Source organism: Kitasatospora sp. NPDC097643, from assembly GCF_040302625.1.
GTDB lineage: Bacteria > Actinomycetota > Actinomycetes > Streptomycetales > Streptomycetaceae > Kitasatospora.
Map to the genome: position 1 here is coordinate 17,851 of NZ_JBEOSA010000003.1, position 17,705 is coordinate 35,555.

The 17,705-nt window shown below is 73.1% G+C and carries 15 protein-coding genes, 1 tRNA gene and 1 riboswitch; of the genes, 12 read left to right on the forward strand and 4 right to left on the reverse strand.

Translation table 11 applies throughout. The features are described from left to right. Positions 1-37 precede the first annotated feature (37 nt). The 3 genes from ABTY15_RS03215 to ABTY15_RS03225 all read right to left on the reverse strand — a co-directional run bounded on the left by ABTY15_RS03215 (position 38) and on the right by ABTY15_RS03225 (position 3,144). Positions 38-613: an ATP-binding protein gene (locus ABTY15_RS03215; protein WP_502893416.1), complete on the reverse strand. Its 576-nt coding sequence runs from the start codon at positions 611-613 to the stop codon at positions 38-40. 239 nt (positions 614-852) lie between these two features. Then, positions 853-1,677 (reverse strand): glycerophosphodiester phosphodiesterase family protein, encoded by an 825-nt coding sequence (locus tag ABTY15_RS03220; RefSeq protein WP_350575150.1) that lies wholly within the window; start codon positions 1,675-1,677, stop codon positions 853-855. Between the two features lie 123 nt (positions 1,678-1,800). Continuing rightward, complete coding sequence (locus ABTY15_RS03225) at positions 1,801-3,144, reverse strand: purine-cytosine permease family protein (protein WP_350575154.1); 1,344 nt, start codon at positions 3,142-3,144, stop codon at positions 1,801-1,803. 19 nt (positions 3,145-3,163) lie between these two features. Beyond that, a riboswitch (TPP riboswitch) is annotated at positions 3,164-3,312 on the reverse strand. Positions 3,313-3,542: 230 nt separating this feature from the next. Between ABTY15_RS03225 and ABTY15_RS03230 the strand changes: the two genes are divergently transcribed. From ABTY15_RS03230 to ABTY15_RS03255, 6 genes are all read left to right on the forward strand, one after another. Beyond that, the gene (locus ABTY15_RS03230) at positions 3,543-5,498 is read left to right on the forward strand and encodes a S1C family serine protease (protein WP_350575157.1); all 1,956 of its coding nucleotides are present in this window, start codon (positions 3,543-3,545) and stop codon (positions 5,496-5,498) included. Between the two features lie 63 nt (positions 5,499-5,561). Continuing rightward, positions 5,562-5,649 (forward strand) — tRNA-Ser (locus tag ABTY15_RS03235). 118 nt (positions 5,650-5,767) lie between these two features. After that, complete coding sequence (locus tag ABTY15_RS03240) at positions 5,768-6,595, forward strand: MerR family transcriptional regulator (RefSeq protein WP_350575160.1); 828 nt, start codon at positions 5,768-5,770, stop codon at positions 6,593-6,595. 128 nt (positions 6,596-6,723) lie between these two features. After that, positions 6,724-8,088 carry an FAD-binding oxidoreductase gene (locus ABTY15_RS03245; protein ID WP_350575163.1) on the forward strand — a complete coding sequence of 455 codons (1,365 nt, stop codon included), beginning with the start codon at positions 6,724-6,726 and terminating at the stop codon, positions 8,086-8,088. Between the two features lie 489 nt (positions 8,089-8,577). Continuing rightward, complete coding sequence (locus ABTY15_RS03250) at positions 8,578-8,907, forward strand: hypothetical protein (protein WP_350575165.1); 330 nt, start codon at positions 8,578-8,580, stop codon at positions 8,905-8,907. Between the two features lie 510 nt (positions 8,908-9,417). After that, on the forward strand, positions 9,418-10,230 hold the full coding sequence (locus tag ABTY15_RS03255; protein ID WP_350575170.1) for a pyridoxine/pyridoxamine 5'-phosphate oxidase: 813 nt from the start codon (positions 9,418-9,420) through the stop codon (positions 10,228-10,230). A gap of 10 nt (positions 10,231-10,240) precedes the next feature. On the opposite strand, the gene ABTY15_RS03260 is transcribed toward ABTY15_RS03255, so the two are convergent. Then, positions 10,241-11,308 (reverse strand): EamA family transporter, encoded by a 1,068-nt coding sequence (locus ABTY15_RS03260; protein WP_350575175.1) that lies wholly within the window; start codon positions 11,306-11,308, stop codon positions 10,241-10,243. Positions 11,309-11,460: 152 nt separating this feature from the next. Here ABTY15_RS03260 and ABTY15_RS03265 point away from each other — a divergent pair, with 152 nt between their 5' ends. From ABTY15_RS03265 to ABTY15_RS03290, 6 genes are all read left to right on the forward strand, one after another. Continuing rightward, entirely contained in the window at positions 11,461-12,333 is an 873-nt protein-coding gene (locus ABTY15_RS03265; RefSeq protein ID WP_350575178.1) for a DUF1906 domain-containing protein, read from the forward strand. Positions 12,334-12,377: 44 nt separating this feature from the next. Then, positions 12,378-13,616 (forward strand): hypothetical protein, encoded by a 1,239-nt coding sequence (locus ABTY15_RS03270; protein WP_350575183.1) that lies wholly within the window; start codon positions 12,378-12,380, stop codon positions 13,614-13,616. 113 nt (positions 13,617-13,729) lie between these two features. Continuing rightward, positions 13,730-14,122: a hypothetical protein gene (locus ABTY15_RS03275; protein WP_350575186.1), complete on the forward strand. Its 393-nt coding sequence runs from the start codon at positions 13,730-13,732 to the stop codon at positions 14,120-14,122. Between the two features lie 2 nt (positions 14,123-14,124). Next, entirely contained in the window at positions 14,125-15,306 is a 1,182-nt protein-coding gene (locus ABTY15_RS03280) for a hypothetical protein (protein WP_350575189.1), read from the forward strand. Positions 15,307-15,317: 11 nt separating this feature from the next. Further along, positions 15,318-15,869, forward strand: coding sequence for a hypothetical protein (locus tag ABTY15_RS03285; protein WP_350575192.1), 552 nt, complete (start codon positions 15,318-15,320; stop codon positions 15,867-15,869). A gap of 138 nt (positions 15,870-16,007) precedes the next feature. Beyond that, the gene (locus ABTY15_RS03290) at positions 16,008-17,669 is read left to right on the forward strand and encodes a long-chain fatty acid--CoA ligase (RefSeq protein ID WP_350575195.1); all 1,662 of its coding nucleotides are present in this window, start codon (positions 16,008-16,010) and stop codon (positions 17,667-17,669) included. Positions 17,670-17,705: the final 36 nt, after the last annotated feature.

The following is a 17,705-nucleotide window of genomic DNA, read 5'->3' on the forward strand; positions in this document are numbered from 1 at the left end:
GGCGCGCGGGCACGCGCCGGGGTGGGCCGGTCGGGTCTCACGCGCTCCGGGCGTCACCACCGCCGCGTCGGGCGTGTCGGGCCCGGGAGGGCAGTGCCGCCCAGACCGTCACCTCACCGGGCGCGTCGCGCACGCCCCAGTCACTGGCCAACTGGTCGACGATGCTCAGGCCGCGACCGCCGCGCGAGGTCAGCGAGGGGCTCGCGGGCACCGGCCGGGTGACCGCGCCGCCGTCGGTGACCTCCAGGGTGAGCACGCCGTCGGTGTGCATCTGCCAGCGGACCAGCACCCCGCCGTCCGGATCGCTCCCGTCCTCCTCGTGCTCCCGGCCGCCCGGCGCGGGGTGCGCCGCGGAGGGGACGCCGACCAGCACCTGGTCCACCACCTCGGCCCGGGCGCTGCGGCCGAGCGCGGGCAGCGGCCCGAGCGGACGGGCGTACCGACAGGCATTGCTCAACAGTTCGGAAAGGATCAGTACGGCATCATCAATGACCGGTTCTGGTATCTCCCGATCGCCTAGATCTCGACGCAGCCGGCGCCGTGCGACCCCGACACTCGCTGGGCCGTGCGGCACTGCCATGGTCGATGAAGTCGGCACTTCACGCGCCACCATCAACGCCACCCCCGGACCTCCTTCAGCGTATGCCGAGGGAGAGATGCCCCTTGGTAATGCGTCGGAAACGACCACCGGACGATCCCGCGAGTCCATTTCGAGCGACGCGACCGAGGGTGGACGAGAGGTCAATCCGTGCTCACCCTCTGTCGCCCGGCTGAGCAATTTCCGGCAATAAACGTGCGCGGAAGGTTTGGCCGCCGACCAGAACGATCAGATCCCCGGGAGCCGCGGGCGGATCACCGGCCGAGCTGCGCCAGCACCTCGGCGGGCCGGTTGGTGATGATCGCCGACACCCCGAGCTCCAGGCAGAGCTCCACGTCGGCCGGCTCGTCCACCGTCCAGACGTGCACCTGGTGGCCCAGCTCGCGCAGCCGGGTGACCAGCTGCGGGCGGGCCCGCACCAGGTCGATGCCCGGACCGGCGATCCGCGCCCCGCCCGGCAGCGGCGAGCCCGGGCGGAGCCGTCCCAGCAGCGGCAGGGTCCGCTCGAACAGGAACACCCGGCGGTACTCCGGCGCGGCCCCGGCCACCCGGTTCAGCGCCGTCGAGGAGAAGCTCATGATCCGGGCGGACGGGCGGTCGTGCTCCTGCTCGGCGCCGATCTTGAAGCGTTCCAGCATCCGCAGCAGCTCGGCCTCCACCCGGCCGCGGAAGCGCACCGGGTGCTTGGTCTCGATCGCCAGGTCCACCGGGCGGCCGCAGTCCACGACCAGCTCCAGCAGGCGCTCCAGCCGCAGCACGCCGCGCAGCTCGGGGTCGGTGCTGGGGCGGCCGGTCTTCCAGGCGCCGAAGTCGTAGTCCTCCAGCTCGGCGAGCGTCATCGCCGAGACGGTGCCCTGGCCGTTGGAGACCCGGCCGATCCGCCGGTCGTGCACGCAGACCAGCTCGCCGTCGGCGGTCAGCCGGACGTCGCACTCCACGGCGTCCGCGCCCTCGTCGAGGGCGCGCCGGTAGGCCGCCAGGGTGTGCTCGGGCAGGGCGTGCGAGGAACCGCGGTGGGCGATCACCTGGACGGGCTGCGCGGTGCGCGGCGCCGCCGGGGACAGGTCTGGGCTGGTCACACGCCCAACGATAAGCGGCGGAGGTGACGCGGAGACGAAGACGGCCCCAACCTGTGGGGCCGTCTTCGGTGCCGTGCCGGAGGTTGCCGCGCCGAAGCCGGACCGCTCCGGCGGTGTGCGGGGTCAGTCCTGCGGTGCGCGCCGGGTCAGCGGGGTGAGCGCCCAGGTCGCCAGGGCCGGCACCAGGAAGGCGAACAGCGAGGCCGAGGTCCACTCCTGCGGGGTGAAGTGCAGCGTCTCCTGGGCCTTGGTCCAGAACTCCGTCCAGCCGTCGGAGACCGGGGTCGGCGCGATGAACTGGTAGACGGCGAAGCCCAGCGCCCACGGCAGCAGCATCAGCCAGCGGGACGGTGCGTCGGCGGCGAGGTTCCAGCCCTTCCGGCCGGCGCCGAGGAAGTAGTCCACCGCCAGCACGGCCAGCAGCGGCACGAACACCGAGCCGATCAGGCCGAGGAAGTTGGTGTAGGTCTCGGTGAACTCGGTGATCTGCAGCCCCAGGACCGTGGTCAGCAGGCCGATCCCGCCGGTCAGGATCCGGCGGTCCACCTTCGGCAGCAGGTTCTGCACCGACATCGCGGTCGAGTAGACGTTGGCGAAGGACTGGTCGGTCTCGCGCAGCACCAGCACCAGCAGGAACAGCCAGCCGGCCCACACGCCGAGGAAGGAGTCGAAGATCTTGGCCGGGTCGCCGCCGGACTGCAGCAGCGCCACCAGGCCGAGCGCGTAGCACCAGACCTGGGCCAGGGTGTAACCGGAGAAGCTGCCCCAGAAGGCCGAACGCGCGGTGCGCGAGTGCCGGGTGTAGTCGGCGGCCAGTGGGACGAAGGAGATCGACACCGCGATCATCGTGTCGGTCGCCTTCAGGAAGCCGTGCCAGTTGCCCGCGCCCGGGTCGGGCACGCCCTGCCGGCCCAGCTGGACGGTGAAGTACACCATCGCCACCGCGACCGCCCCGGCCACGAAGCGGCGCAGCACCGCGATCGAGCCGAGCGGCCAGATGGTCAGCACGGTGGTCAGCGCGCCGGCGAGCAGCACGAACAGCCAGCGGTAGCCGTCGGTGTGGGCGACGGTCTGTGCCCCGGCCGCGATCGTCAGCAGCTCGAAGACGCCCCAGCCGATGCACTGGACGATGTTCAGCACCGTCGGCAGGTAGGAGAGCCGGGTGCCGAACAGCCCGCGCAGGCTGGCCATCGCGGGCGCGCCGGTACGGGCGCCGATCAGCGCGGCCACCCCGAGCATCGCGGTGCCGACCACGGTGCCGGCCACGATCGCGGTGATCGACGCGGCCAGCGACAGCTCGCTGCCCTGGGTGCCGAGCACGGAGGCGGCGGTGCTGAAGCCGATCAGGCTGACGCCGAGGTTCATCCACAGCGCGAAGTGGTCCCGGAAGCGCAGCGTGCGCGGCGGCTCGGTGTCGAGGACGAGCGGCGCCTCGACCCGTGCGGGGTCTTCCGGTCGGTCCAGCACGGAAGAGGATGGCGAAGCAGGCGGCATGGCCGATACTCCCTACGCCGGCATTACCCGGACAGGTTCCGGCGGTCAGCGCCCCCTCGACGGTTTGCCCGGGAATCCGGTGGCGTACGGTCGACCAGCGCACTCTCAGCCTGGTGGGTCCAAGCTCCCGCGTGTCAGTTTGGAGCGACAGGCTAACCGCCAGCAGGGTGAACGCCAAGGCCAGGGGGTGTGCGGTCCGCATCGCGGGACAATTCGGCGAGGGGTGGGGAGCCCCGGCCGGAAGGTCGTCGGGCGCGGCTGTCGGCCCCGGCTAAGGATTCTTATGAGTTCTTCAGAGGGGTCCTTACGGCAATCGAATCGGCAGTGCGAAAAACTATGGTCCTTGGTTCTGTCAGCTATGGAGGTCGTCCGTGAGCACCGAGCGCGAGGTTGGGCCCACCGGGCCGAAGGGGGAGCAGCCCTCGGGCGGACAGGCTGCGGTCGGCCCGGCGTCCGATGCCGCCGCTCCGGGCGGGCACACGCCGACCATGGCCTTCGGCCGGATCCCCGAGCCGGAGGCCGCGGCGCCCGAGGGTGCCGCCGACGCGGCCGATGCGGCTGCCGAGGGTGCTGCGGCCGACGGCGGCCACAAGCCCACCATGGCGTTCAGCCGGGTGCCCGCGCCGGAGGCCGCCCCGGCTGCCGAGGCTGCTGAGGCCGTCGAGGCCGCGGATGCTGCTGAGGCCGCGGTGACCGACGCCGCTCCGGCGGAGGGCGGGCACCGGCCCACCGTCGCCTTCACCAAGGTTCCCGCGCCGGAGGCCGCCCCGGCCGTCCCGGTCGAGGCGCCCGCCGCCGAGGCGCCGGCCGCCGAGGCGTCGGCCGTCCCCGCCGAGGCGCCCGTCGTCGACCCCGCGACCGGCTACATCGACGCGCCGCCGCCGGTGCTGCCGCCCGCTCCGTCCGCCGCCCCGGCCGCCCCGGTCGACCCGGAGGCCGCCGCCGCTGCCCTGCCGCCCGGTGCCAACCCGTACGCCACCCCGACCCACGGCGTCCCCGCCGCCGGCGCGCACGACCCGTACGGCGCCCCGCACGCCCCCGGCATGCCCGCCGCGCACGGCCACCACCCGTTCGGCAGCGGCCAGCCGCTCGGCGGCTGGGGCGCCGGGCACGACGGCACCGCCGGCGGCCCGGGCTACCCGGGCGGCCCCGGCGGTCCGGTCGTCGGTTACGTGGGCGACTACCCCGGCGGCCCCGGCCGCCCCGGCAAGAAGCGCGGCGCCCTGGTCGCCCTGGTCGCCGCCGTCGCGCTGGTCGCGGGGATCGCCGGCGGCGCGCTCGGCGTCGCCGTCGCGGACCGCGACAGCAACAGCCCCAGCGCCGCGTACGACCACCGCAGCACCACGGTCCAGGCCAGCACCCAGAAGAACGAGCCCGCCCCGGGCTCGATCGCCGGCATCGCGCAGAAGGCGCTGCCCAGCGTCGTCACCATCAAGGCACAGGGCAACGGCGAGTCGGGCACCGGCACCGGCTTCGTCTTCGACGTCGAGGGCCACATCCTCACCAACAACCACGTGGTGGCGCCGACCCTCAACGGCGGCAAACTGACCGTCAAGTTCGCCGACGGCAACTCCTACAACGCCTCGGTGGTCGGTCACGCCGAGGGTTACGACGTCGCCGTGATCAAGATCGACAACCCGCCGAAGAACAAGCTGAACCCGCTGCCGCTCGCCGACTCCGACAAGGTCAACGTCGGTGACGCGACCGTCGCCATCGGCGCGCCGTACGGCCTGGAGTCCACCGTCACCAGCGGCATCATCAGCGCCAAGGACCGCCCGGTCGCCTCCGGCGACGAGGCCGGCGGCCAGTCCTCGTACATGAACGCCCTGCAGACCGACGCCTCGATCAACCCCGGCAACTCCGGTGGCCCGCTGCTGGATTCGAGCGGCGCGGTGATCGGCATCAACTCGGCGATCCAGTCCAACGCCGCCCCCACCGGCCGGGCCGGCAGCATCGGCCTGGGCTTCGCCATCCCGATCAACCAGGCCAAGTGGGTCGCGGACACCCTGATCAAGACCGGCAAGCCGGTCTACGCCAAGCTCGACGTGCTGCGCAACGACAACTACAAGGGCGACGGCGCGCAGATCGAGACCCGCGAGATCCAGGGCCAGCCGCCGGTCACCCCCGGCGGTGCCGCCGACAAGGCCGGCCTCAAGCCCGGCGACGTCATCACCAAGCTCGGCGGCGTGCCGATCGAGAACGGCCCCGCCCTGGTCAGCCGGATCTGGACGCACAAGCCCGGCGAGACCGTCGACGTCGAGTACACCCGCAACGGCCAGACCCTCACCACCAAGGTCACCCTCGGCCAGCGCGACGGCGACAACTGACCCCACCCCCCGGGAAACCGTGTGCGCCGAACCCCGCCGGACCCGTTAGGCTGACCTCCGCCTGGAGAGCTGCCCGAGCGGCCTAAGGGAACAGTCTTGAAAACTGTCGTGGCGTGACCCGTCACCGTGGGTTCGAATCCCACGCTCTCCGCCGGTAGGAGAACCACCTGCGCAAGGCGGGTGCCGAGACCACTCGGCACCCGCCTTCGGTGTTTCCGGGGCGGCGGGCTTGACCCTGACACCGTGAGAGGCCGTGGAGTGGAAGCATCATGTTGAACATCGGAGACTTCGCCAGCCACGGCCGGGTGTCGGTGCGGATGCTGCGGCACTACGACGCGATCGGGCTGCTGCGCCCGGCCAGGGTCGACCCGCTCAGCGGGTACCGCTTCTACGAGGCGGCCCAACTCGCAAGGCTCAACCGGGTGATCGCGCTCAAGGAGCTCGGTTTCACGCTCCAGCAGGTGCGCGCCGTCCTCGACGAGGAGGTGGACGCCGGCGAACTGCGCGGGATGCTCAGGCTGCGGCGGGCCCAGCTCGCCGAGGCGATCGCGGCGGACGAGCAGCGGCTGGCCCGGGTGGAGGCGAGGCTCCGGACGATCGAGAGCGAGGGGACCATGTCCACGCACGATGTCGTGGTGAAGCGGGTGCCGTCCGTCCGGGTGGCCGAACTGACCGGGGTGGCGGTGAGCTACCAGCCGGAGGACATCACGCCGGTGATCGGGCCGCTGTTCGCGGAGCTCTGCCGGCGGCTGGCGGAGGCCGGGATCGCTGGGACCGGCCCGTCCGTCGCCCGCTACGAGGACGCGCCGGAGGGCGACGGCCGGGTGCTGATCCGGGTCGCCGTCCCGGTCGGGTCGTCGGTGGCGGCGGAGGGGCACGACTTCGACGTGCTCGACCTGCCGCCGATCGAGGCGGCGGCGACGGTGGTGCACCGCGGCTCGATGGACGAGTCGATGGGCAGCTTCCAGGAGCTGGCCCGGTTCATCGACGCCAACGGCTACCGCTCGGCCGGCTACGCCCGGGAGCTCTACCTGGAGTGCCCGGACGACCCGGCGCAGTGGGTGACCGAGCTCCAGGAACCGGTGGTCCGGGCGTAGGGCCGGTCGGGCGGGGTGCCGGTCCGGCGGATCTTGCCGGACCGGCACCCGGACGGCCCACTTGCCCGCTCTCCCGGGGGCGGGCAGAGTGCGGAGGTGGTGGCGGCGGGCGGTGAGCGGAGGCGGCGATGAGCGATCTGACGGACCGGCTGGCGCAGGGACTCCCGCCCGGAGCGGTGCTGGTGGACCCGGACGTGACGGCCGCCTACCGCCACGACATGGCGGGGTTCTGCACGGCCGGCACCCCCGCCGTGGTGGTGTTCCCGGAGACCGTCGAGCAGGTGCAGCACGTGCTGCGAACCGCGACCGAACTGCGCGTGCCGGTGGTCCCGCAGGGGGCGCGGACCGGGCTGTCGGGTGCGGCGAACGCCGTGGACGGTTGCATCGTGCTCTCGATGGTGAAGCTGAACCGGATCCTGGAGCTCGACCCGGTGAACCGGATCGCGGTGGTCGAGCCCGGTGTGGTGAACGCCGAACTTTCCCGGGCCGCAGCCGAGTTGGGCCTGTCGTACCCGCCGGACCCGTCCAGCTGGGAGTCCTGCACGATCGGCGGCAACATCGGCACCGGCGCGGGCGGGCTGTGCTGCGTGAAGTACGGCGTCACCAGCGAGTACGTGCTCGGGCTGGACGTGGTGCTGGCGGACGGTCGGCTGCTGTCCACCGGGCGCCGGACGGCCAAGGGCGTCGCCGGGTACGACCTGACCCGGCTGCTGGTGGGGTCGGAGGGCACGCTGGGCGTGGTGGTCCGGGCGGTGCTGGCGCTGCGGCCCGCGCCCGAACCGCAGCTGGCGCTGGCGGCGGAGTTCCCGAGCGCGGACGCGGCCGGTGCGGCGGTCTGCGCGGTGATGGCGGCCGGGCTGACCCCGTCGCTGATGGAGCTGATGGACGCGGTCACCGTGCGGGCGGTCAACGAGCTGGGGCGGATGGGCCTGCCCGAGTCCACCCAGGCGCTGCTGCTGGTGGCCTTCGACGGGCCGGACCGGGTGGACCGGCTGGCCCGGGTGGCGGAGCTCTGTCGGGCGGCGGGGGCGACCGAGGTGGTGCCGGCCGACGACCAGGCGGAGTCGGACCTGCTGCTGGAGGCCCGTCGGTTGGCGCTGCCCGCGCTGGACCGGCTGGGCACCACGATGATCGACGACGTGGCGGTGCCGCGCTCCCGGTTGGCCGAGATGCTGAACGGCGTCGCGGTGATCGCCGAGCGGTACGGGCTGACCATCGGCGTGGTCAGCCACGCGGGGGACGGCAACACCCACCCGATCGTGATCTTCGACGCCTCGGACGAGGAGGAGACGGCGCGGGCGCAGCACTCCTTCGACGAGATCATGGGGCTGGGGCTGGAGCTGGGCGGCACGATCACCGGGGAGCACGGGGTGGGGCTGCTCAAGCGGGACTGGCTGGCGCGTGAGCTGGGGCCGGTGGGGCTGGAGCTGCAACGGCAGCTGAAGGCGGTCTTCGATCCGCTGGGAATTCTGAACCCGGGCAAGATGGTGTGATGTAATACCGGCCCGACGGGCGCCCGACGGGCGCCCCACGGGCGCCTCACGCGCGCCCGGCGAGTGCCTTTTCCCGGCGTCGTGGTACGACTTTCCGATCGTCCAAGAATGGCTGGAAATGTCGATACGGGAGGGTGGCCGAACCTTTTGGGGGCGCGTTCAAGGTTCGTTCGCGCCTGTGTGGTGCACCCGGTCGTTCGTGCGGTTCCCGAGCGCCGTTTTCCTGGCCCTTGCGGGCGGCGGCCGTTCTGGTGAAAACGCAGTTCAGGGCGGGTGTGTCGGCGCACTTTCGGCCCCCCTTGGTCGTTATGCGCGCCCCCGGTGGATATCACGCTAACGGGCGAAAACTGTTCCGGGTGCTGGTGCTTTGTCGATTTGTTGCGGAAGCCTGTCTCTCGGCGTCGCAGCCCGCAGGTGTTCGTCTGGCCGGCGAACCCCGCACTTCCTGTACGGCAATGACACGATTGACAGATTTTCCTGGAGGCTCATATGGCTCGCATTCACTCCCAACGGGTGGCCGGATTCCTGCTCGCCGCCCCGCTCGCGGCCGGCCTGCTGCTGGCCGGTGCCGGTGTCGCGGCCGCCGACAACGGTGCGGGGGCCGCCACCGGCTCCAACGCCGGTGTGGTGTCCAACGTCGGCACCGGCAATGTCTTCGGCGGGGTCGACGGCAACTACGTCTCCACCCAGCAGACCGCCACCGGCTCCGGTGCCTCGAACCAGAACAACACCCTCGCGGTGAAGGACAACGCGGGCGCCATCCTGGCCGGCCAGGGCAACAAGAACATCAACGTCCTCTTCGCTCCGGTCCTCCACTGATCCCCTCGGACACCACCGACGGCGGGGGCGCCTGAGGTGGCGGACCGCGGGTGAGCTGAGCACTCGCGGAGGGGCTCGAAACCGGCCCCGGGCGCTGTCCCGCCCGGGCGACGGGTCCGGCGGATCCACGAGGTCCGCGGGGATCCACGAGCGCATGACCGGCCAGCGGAAAGGGTCGCCGCGAAACCGGCCTCGTGGGCGGTGCCGTCACCGGCACCGCCCACGAGTGCGTCCGGCACCGCCCAGGGGTGTCCGGGCCCGCCCACGAGTGCGTCCGGGCCGGTCGGGGCGACCGCCGCCGTCCGCCCGGTACGAACCGTCCGTACCCGTCCGGGGTCACCCGCCCGGACCACCCGCCCGGACCATCCGGACGCGCCCATCCAGGGCCCGCGCCCTGAGCCGTCAGCCCACGGCGGTACGGTTGCGCTCCGACAGCGCACCACGTGCCCGGGCCCGCGAGGGCGGCCCGGCCTGGGCGGCGACCGCGGCAACCGGAAGGAAGGGCGCGCGATGGCAGCGGAGGAGGAGGGCCTGACCGGCCCGGGCGAGGCCTGGCCCGCACCGGAGCCGAACCGCGACCCGAGCCAGGACCCGCACCGCGCGCCGGGCCAGCAGTCCGGCCAGCAGTCCGGCCGCGAGCACCGCCCCGAGCCCAGGTCCGTCCCCGAGCTGCTGCTCGGCCGCCCGCCGATGGCCCGCCCGCTGCCGTCCTTCGACGCCGAGGCCGCCCCCGCCGAGCCCGGCCCGCTGTTCGTGGACTGGCTGGCCACCGCGCTGGCCGCCGGCGTCCCGGACCCGCAGGTGGTCACCCTGTCCACGGTCGACGCGGACGGCATGCCGGACGCCCGGGTGCTGGTGCTGCGCGACGTCGACGCGGCCGGTACCGGCTGGGTCTTCTCCGCCGCCGCCGACAGCCCCAAGGGCCGTCAGCTCGCCGACCACCCGGCGGCCGCGCTGACCGTCTACTGGCCGCAGCTGGGCCGTCAGGTCCGGGTCCGCGGCACCGTCGAGCGGGCCGCCGACCTGGTCGCCGCCGCCGAGTTCGCCACCCGCTCCCCGGCCGCCCGGGTCGGCGCGCTGGTCGGGCGGCAGAGCGAGCCGCTGGCCTCGCTGGGCGAGTACGACGAGGCCGTCGCGGTCGCCCGCCGCCGGCTGGAGGCCACCCCGGACGCGGTCGCGGCCGGGCACGCGGTCTACACCCTGTGGGCGCACGAGGTGGAGTTCTGGCAGGGCGACGCGGAGCGCCGGCACGTCCGGCTGCGCTACACCCGCACCGGCCCGGTCCGCACCCCGGAGTGGTCGCGCACCCTGCTCTGGCCGTAGGACCGGCCGGCTACCGCCGACCGGTCAGCGTGGCGCCCACGCTGGCCAGCACCACACAGCCGATCCCGGCCAGCTGCGCCGCGCCCAGCAGCTGGCCCAGCACCACCAGGCCGACCAGCGCGCTGACCGCCGGCTCCAGGCTGACCAGCACGCTGAACACCCGCTGCGGCATCCGCCGCAGCGCGGTCATCTCCAGCGCGTACGGGATCACCGGCAGCAGCAGCGACACCCCGGCCACCGAGGCCAGCAGCACCAGCGGCGAGGCGCCGGGCGCGGTCAGCCCGTCCCAGGCCTGACCCAGCCCGAACGGCGCCAGCGCCAGCGCGCCGACCGTCATCGACACCGCGAGCCCCTGGAAGCCCTGGAAGGTCGCGCCGACCTTGTCGGTGAACAGGATGTACGCGGCGTAGCAGGCCGCCGCCCCGAAGGCGTACAGCAGGCCGACCGGGTCGAGCCCGAGGCCGTCGCCCCCGCCCTCGCCGAGCAGGGTCAGCAGCACCACCCCGCCGGCCGCGAGCAGCGCCCAGAGCAGGTGGCTGGCACGCCGGGCGAAGACCAGCGCCACCGCGAGCGGGCCGAGGAACTCGATGGTCGCGGCGGTGCCCATCGGCAGCCGGTCGATCGCCCCGGCGAACAGGCAGGTCATCCCGGCGGAGGCCATCCCGAGCAGCGCGGCCGCGGCGAGGTCGCGCGGACGCTTGTCGCGCAGCCGGGGCCGGGTGACGGCGAGCAGGACGGCCGCGGCGAAGGACAGCCGGAGGAAGGTCGTGCCGCCGACCCCGAGCGGGCCGAACAGCGGCTTGGAGAGGGCGATCCCGGTCTGCACCAGGAACATCGCGGTCAGACAGAGAAGCGGCGCCGGGATGCTCTCCGGGCGCCGCAGGACCTTCGGGAACCGGCCGGTGGACCGGCCGGGGTGTGCCTCGGGTGGTGCCGCGGAGCCGGACGCCCCGCCTCGTCGCCAGCCGCCGCGCTCACCGGCGGGCTCGCCCTTGGGGGCGGGCGGCATGGCGAGGGCCTCGGCGACGGCGGCGGCCGGCGTCGGGGCGGCGGTTTCACTGGGGTGGGGCGTGGGCATGCTGGCGAGTTTGCCGTAAGGAGTGAGGAACGGGCAAGCTCGTTACAAATATCGGGACGGATGCGGACGGGTGCGTCCGAATGGGTGGGCTCGCGCGGAGCCCACGGCGTGGTTGCCGGATTCATCCGATGGTCCGTCAGTATCAAGGCCGGGTGCGCTATCTCCGCCCCGCGGCCCTCGTCGCCGCCTCCCTCGTCCTCCTGCTGGCTGTCGACGGGACGGGCGTGAGCGCCGGGGCCACCGCCCCGGCCGCCGCCGCCGTCCCCCGCATCCGGGCGCTCACCCTGCCCGACCGCCCCGGCCCGCCCCGGGCCCGCGACACCTGGACCGGCACCGCCTTCGACGCCTGCACCGCGCCGCCGCTCGACACCCTGCGGGCCTGGTACGGCACCTCCCCGTACGGCGCGCTCGGCATCTACACCAGCGGCGCCCAGCGCGGCTGCGCCCAGCCCCGGCTCACCGCCGACTGGATCCGCCAGGCGCGCGCGATGGGCTGGCGGTTCCTGCCGGTGCACGTCGGGCTCCAGGCGCCGTGCAGCCGGCTCAGCCGCAAGCCGAAGCGGATCGATCCGGCGAACGCGGTGCAGCAGGGCCGCGACGAGGCCGCCGAGGCGGTCCGCGCGCTGCGCTCGCTGGGGTTCGGCAAGGGCGGCCCGGTCTACCTCGACATCGAGGCGTACCCGCTGAACGACCCCGGCTGCGGCCAGGCCGTCGTCGACTTCTCGCTCGGCTGGACCCAGGCCCTGCACGCGGCCGGCCACCGGGCCGGCTTCTACTCCAGCCTCGACTCCGGCGTCGCCGACCTGGCCGCCGCCGCCCGGGTCGGCAGCTCCCCGCTGCCCGACGTGCTCTGGTACGCCCGCTGGGACGACCAGGCCGACACCGCGGGCTCCGGCGCCCTCACCCCCGATCTGTGGGTCTCCCACCAGCGCGTCCACCAGTACCGCGGCAACGTCGAGGAGACGTACGGCGGCGCCACCCTCACCGTCGACCGCAACCAGGTCGACGGGCCGACCGCCGGCTGAGCCACCCGCCGGTAGGGTGGCCCCGGTCCAGCGGAGGGGGCGGCATGTCGGACGGTCAGGGGTACGGCGGCGCGGCGGGCGGGTACGGCCCCGGGCCGCAGCAGCACCCGTACGGGCAGCAGGGCGGGTACGGTCCCAACCCGTACGCCGGCGGCCCGTACCCGCAGCAAGGGCCGGTGCCCGCGAACCCCTACGCCCAGCCCGTCCCGCCCCAGCCCGTCCCTCCCCAGCCCGTCCCTCCCCAGCCCGTTCCCGCCCGGCAGGTCCCGCCGCAGGGCGGGTCGGCCGCCGGGCCCGACGGCTACCCCGGCCCCGCGCCGCGCCGCAGCCGGACCGGCGTGCTGCTCCAGTTCGCCCTCCAGTGGATCTACGCCCCGCTCTGGATCGCCGCCCTGGTGGCGTTCTTCCTGCTGCTCCTCTTCTCGGACAGCACCGGCCCGTCCGGCGGTGACGGCACCTGGCTGAAGGTCAACCGCACGTTCATCCCGCCGCGCCGCCTCAAGGCCGAGCTGACCGGCCGTCCGGAGGACTGGGAACGGTACGTCACCCCGATCCTGGTGCGCCGGTTCGCGACCGCCGAGGCCGAGTACGCGGCCGGCGGCGGCGAGCTGCGGGCCGACGGCGCCCGGCTGGTCGGCACCAGGCTCGCGCTGCGCCTCTACCGGGGCCTCGGCGCGGCCGGCGTGGTGCGGATCGCCGAGCGCCACGGCTGGTACGGCGTGCCGGCCGAGGACAAGGTGCACGTCCGGCTCGGCCGCAGCTTCCCCGCCCCGGCCCGGATCGACGCCCCCGCCCCGCACGATCCGCCAGCCGCCCCGGGCACCCCGTGGGGTCCGCAGCCGCACCGCTTCGCGCCGCTGCTGCCGCTGATCATGCTGCTACAGATCGGCTACGTGCCCCTCTACGGCGCGTACTGCCTGCTCACCGGGTGGGTGACCCGCCCGGACGACCACTGGGACCGCTGGGGCGCCCGCTGGACGGTCGGCCCGCGCGCCTTCTGGCCCGAGTTCAGCCACCGCACCGCCGCCTGGGACCACCACGTCCGCCGCATCCTGGCCCGCGACACCCGCCGCGAACTCGCCCGCCCCGCCGAGCAGTACCGCACCCTCACCGCCCCGGACGGCACCTTCCACCGCCGCATCCGGATCAACCGCGCCACCTACCGCGGCATCGGCGCCCACCACGCCCTCCGGATCGCCGCCGAGGCCGGCTGGACCCTCGACCCCGCCTACACCCCCGACCCCGCCACCTGCCTCCGCCTCCGCCGCCCCGACCACCACTGATGCCGCTCCCACCAGGATTGTCGGTGGAGTCTCCTGACGATTCGACGGATGGTCGGTAGCGCTCCGGATAGGGTCACGGGAAGGACGGATCTGGAAATCCGGGGGGATCATCCATGACCAACAAGATCTGGGAGGCCTTCGGCGGCGAGCCGGTGGCGAGGGCCGGGAGCCCGGTGCCGTCGCCCTCTCCGGGCCCGGTGCCGACGGTGCCCGACGTTGAGGTGCACCCTGAGAAGCTCCGCCCGATCGGGGAGCACGCGGATGCCCTGTTCGCCAGACTCCAGGCAAGCCCGGGCGAGGTGTCGGAGAGAGTCGGAGCCGCGAAGAAGCAGCTTGAGGCCTGGCCGTCCGGCGTGGTGGTGGGTTCATCTCTCGACGCCTGGGAGAAGAACCTGGCTGCCCTGAAGAACGATCTCGGGCAGACCGCGGAGAACATCCGGCAGACCGTCAACACCTATGTCGCCCATGAGCAGGCGGCAGCGGGCACCTTCGGCGGAGGCAACTGAGCATGGTCACCCTGCCGCAGCTCCGAGACATCTCCCTCGGTGCCCTGCTCGGCGCTGCCGAGTCCTGGGATGCCGTCGCGACCAGGTTGGACGGCGTTGCCAACGATGCCGACCGGGACCTCAAGGGTGCCCTCGGTGAGTCCGGCTGGAAGGGCGACCCGGCCGAGGTCGCGAAGCAGCGAGTCGGCGCGATCTGTGAGGCGCTGCACGCCGGAGCCCGGGTCACCCGCGCCAATTCGCAGGCCCTGCGCCGTGCTCACCGGGCCCTCTCCGTCGCCCAGAAGGGGCTCGACGACGCGTTGGACAGCGCGCGGAAAGCCGACTTCACGGTTCGGGACGACGCCTCCGTCGAGTGGCCGAAAGCCAGCTTCGCGGACCGGCATGATCCGGAGTACGAGCCGGCCATGCGCCGGGGGGCAACGGCCATCCGTGACCGGGTGGTCGCCGCGCTCGCACTGGCCGACCGGGCGGACCAGGAGCTCTCGGCGGCCCTCTCGTTCGACCTCGCCACCCCTGATGCCTCGTCGAACACCAACGGCTGGCTCCGTGGCAGCGACGAGCGTGGCGGTCGCCGGCAGGAGAGTGACCGTGCAGCCGACCGGGACCAGGGCGGCGACGGTAGCAACGACAACTTCAACAACGACTGGGCGGGCCGAGCGATCCTGGAGCGCTACCTGACCGGCGGCGGTGACTGGACAATCGTCAACGACCGGTCCTGGGACGACTACATGAGCGCGAACCCCCTCCTCAACACGAAGCTGGACGAGCACTTCGAGGACATCGCCCAGGAGGCGGTCAAACAGTATCCGGAGGGCGGTACGGGGGCCTTCGACCGCACGACCAGCATGGTGATTCAGAACGGCGAGGGGATGGTCGGTTACCAGTACCTCCACGGTACGGACAGCACCGTCGGCGGCTTCGGGATCAAGGGGAACCGTCAGGTGGTCAAGCTGCCCGACGGTACGTACGAGGTCCACATCAAGTCCGCGTGCACCTGGAACGACATCATGGACCCGAACCCCAAGTACTCCTCGGACCAGAAGAAGGCGGGCATCGGGGACGTCATCTCCCTTGGGCAGGCGGAGTCGTACCAGCTCCACCTGACGTGGCCCCGGGAGTCGGTGGTGCGGCTCGACGCGGACGGGAATGTGCTCACCACGGCCAGTGGGCAGCCGAAGAAGTGATGCGACGTCGGATGGTGCCTCGACTGGGCGGACTGATGTCGGTCCTGGTGCTGGTGGCGTTGGGCGGCTGCGGCGGAACGTCGGACGAACCGCCCGTCCAGCACACCAATCGGCTGCACACGGACAGCGAGGCCCGGCCCGACTACTGGGTGCGGGCGCCCTACGACCGGTTCGCCCTGTTGGTCGAGGAGACCGGGCAGGCCTCGGACCCCGGCGGTACCCGGTGGCGCGGAATGGTTCGGTCGTACACGCCCTCAGCGCGCGGCGAGGGCACGCTGGGGGACGTGCTGTGGACCGACGACACCCTCTACGCCAGCAAGAAGGACCAGCCGCAGTACCGCTGGCAGGAGGGCGGTGCGCAGGTGTGGATCTTCACCGATCGGCACCGCGCCGCGGTCGGGGCCGAGGACGAGATCCGGGTGGTCGAGCCGGGCCCGGACGGCGTCTGGCGGAGCCGGACCCTGACCGCGGGGCAGTACCCGACCGTCCCGGCGGACGTGCGCACCGCGCTGCCGCCGGAGCTGCGTCGGCGGCTGGGGGGAGAAAACGGGGCGAACCAGTGATCCGTGCAACGGGGTCGGGATGCTGACAGGCGGCGGGTGGGGCGGCACAATCGGGCACATCCGCGTGCATTACCGCCCGGTAGGTGCCCGCGCGCTCGCCGTCTGCGCCGCCGAGTGCCGCCAGGTCAAGGAGGACCCGTGTTCAGCACGATGCAGGACGTTCCGCTCACCGTCGCCCGGATCCTGGAGCACGGGTCCACGATCCACGGCCGGTCCACCGTCACCACCTGGGACGGCACCGGCCCGGTGGTCCGTACGTACGCCGAGGTGGGCGCCCGCGCCGCGCGGCTCGCGTACGCGCTGCGGGACGAGCTGGGGGTGGCCGGGGACGACCGCGTGGCGACCCTGATGTGGAACAACACCGAGCACCTGGAGGCGTACCTCGCCGTCCCCGCGATGGGGGCCGTGCTGCACACCCTGAACCTGCGGCTGCCCGCCCAGCAGCTGTCGTTCATCGTCAACCACGCCGCCGACCGCGTGATCATCGTGAACGGCAGCGTGCTCCCGCTGCTGGCTGCCGTCCTCGGGGACCTCGCGCCGACGCTGAAGCACATCGTGGTGAGCGGCCCCGGCGACCGCTCGCTGCTGGCCGGCTTCGCGGGCACCGTGCACGACTACGAGGAGCTGATCGCCGACCGGCCGACCGCCTACCCCTGGCAGACGGACATCGACGAGCGGCAGGCGGCCGTGCTCTGCTACACCTCCGGCACCACCGGGGACCCGAAGGGCGTGCTCTACAGCCACCGTTCGGTCTACCTGCACTGCCTCCAGGTCAACACCGGCGACAACTTCGCCTTCACCCCGCGCGACACCGCGCTGCCGGTGGTCCCGATGTTCCACGTGAACGCCTGGGGCATCCCGCACGCCGCGTTCATGTCCGGTGCCAACCTGCTGATGCCGGACCGCTTCCTCCAGCCGAAGCCGATGGCCGAGATGATCGCCGCCGTCCGGCCCACCGTCAGCGCCGCCGTCCCCACCATCTGGAGCGGTCTGCTGGACGAGCTCGACGCGGGCGACTACGACACCTCCAGCCTGCGCATGGTGGTCATCGGCGGCAGCGCCTGCCCGCCGTCGCTGATGAAGGGCTTCGAGGAGCGCCACGGCATCCGGGTCATCCACGCCTGGGGCATGACCGAGACCTCCCCGCTGGGCTGCTTCGCCCAGCCGCCGGGCGGCCTCACCCCGGAGGAGGAGTGGCCGTACCGGGTCACCCAGGGCATCTTCCCGGCCTCCGTCGAGGCCCGGCTGATCGGCCCCGGCGGCGAGCGGATGCCGCACGACGGTGTCGCGGCGGGCGAGCTGGAGGTGCGCGGCCCGTGGATCGCCGCCGCGTACTACGGCGGCGCCGGCCAGGACCCGGTCCGCCCGGACGACAAGTTCTCCGAGGACGGCTGGCTGCGCACGGGGGACGTCGGCACCATCACCGCCGACGGCTACCTGACCCTCACCGACCGGGCCAAGGACGTGATCAAGTCCGGTGGCGAGTGGATCTCCTCGGTCGAGCTGGAGAACCAGCTGATGGCCCACCCGGAGGTGGCCGAGGCCGCCGTGGTCGCCGTCCCGGACGAGAAGTGGGGCGAGCGCCCGCTGGCCACCGTCGTGCTGCGCCCGGGCGCCACGGTCGGCCTGCCGCAGCTGCGGGCGTTCCTGGCCGAGCGGATCGCGTCCTGGCAGCTGCCGGAGCGCTGGTCGATCGTCGAGTCGGTGCCGAAGACCTCGGTCGGCAAGTTCGACAAGAAGGTGATCCGGGCCAGCTACGCCGCGGACGAACTGGACGTCACGGTGCTCGGCAAGGAGTGAGGCAAGGAGCCAGCTGAAGCGTGCGGGCCGGCCCCC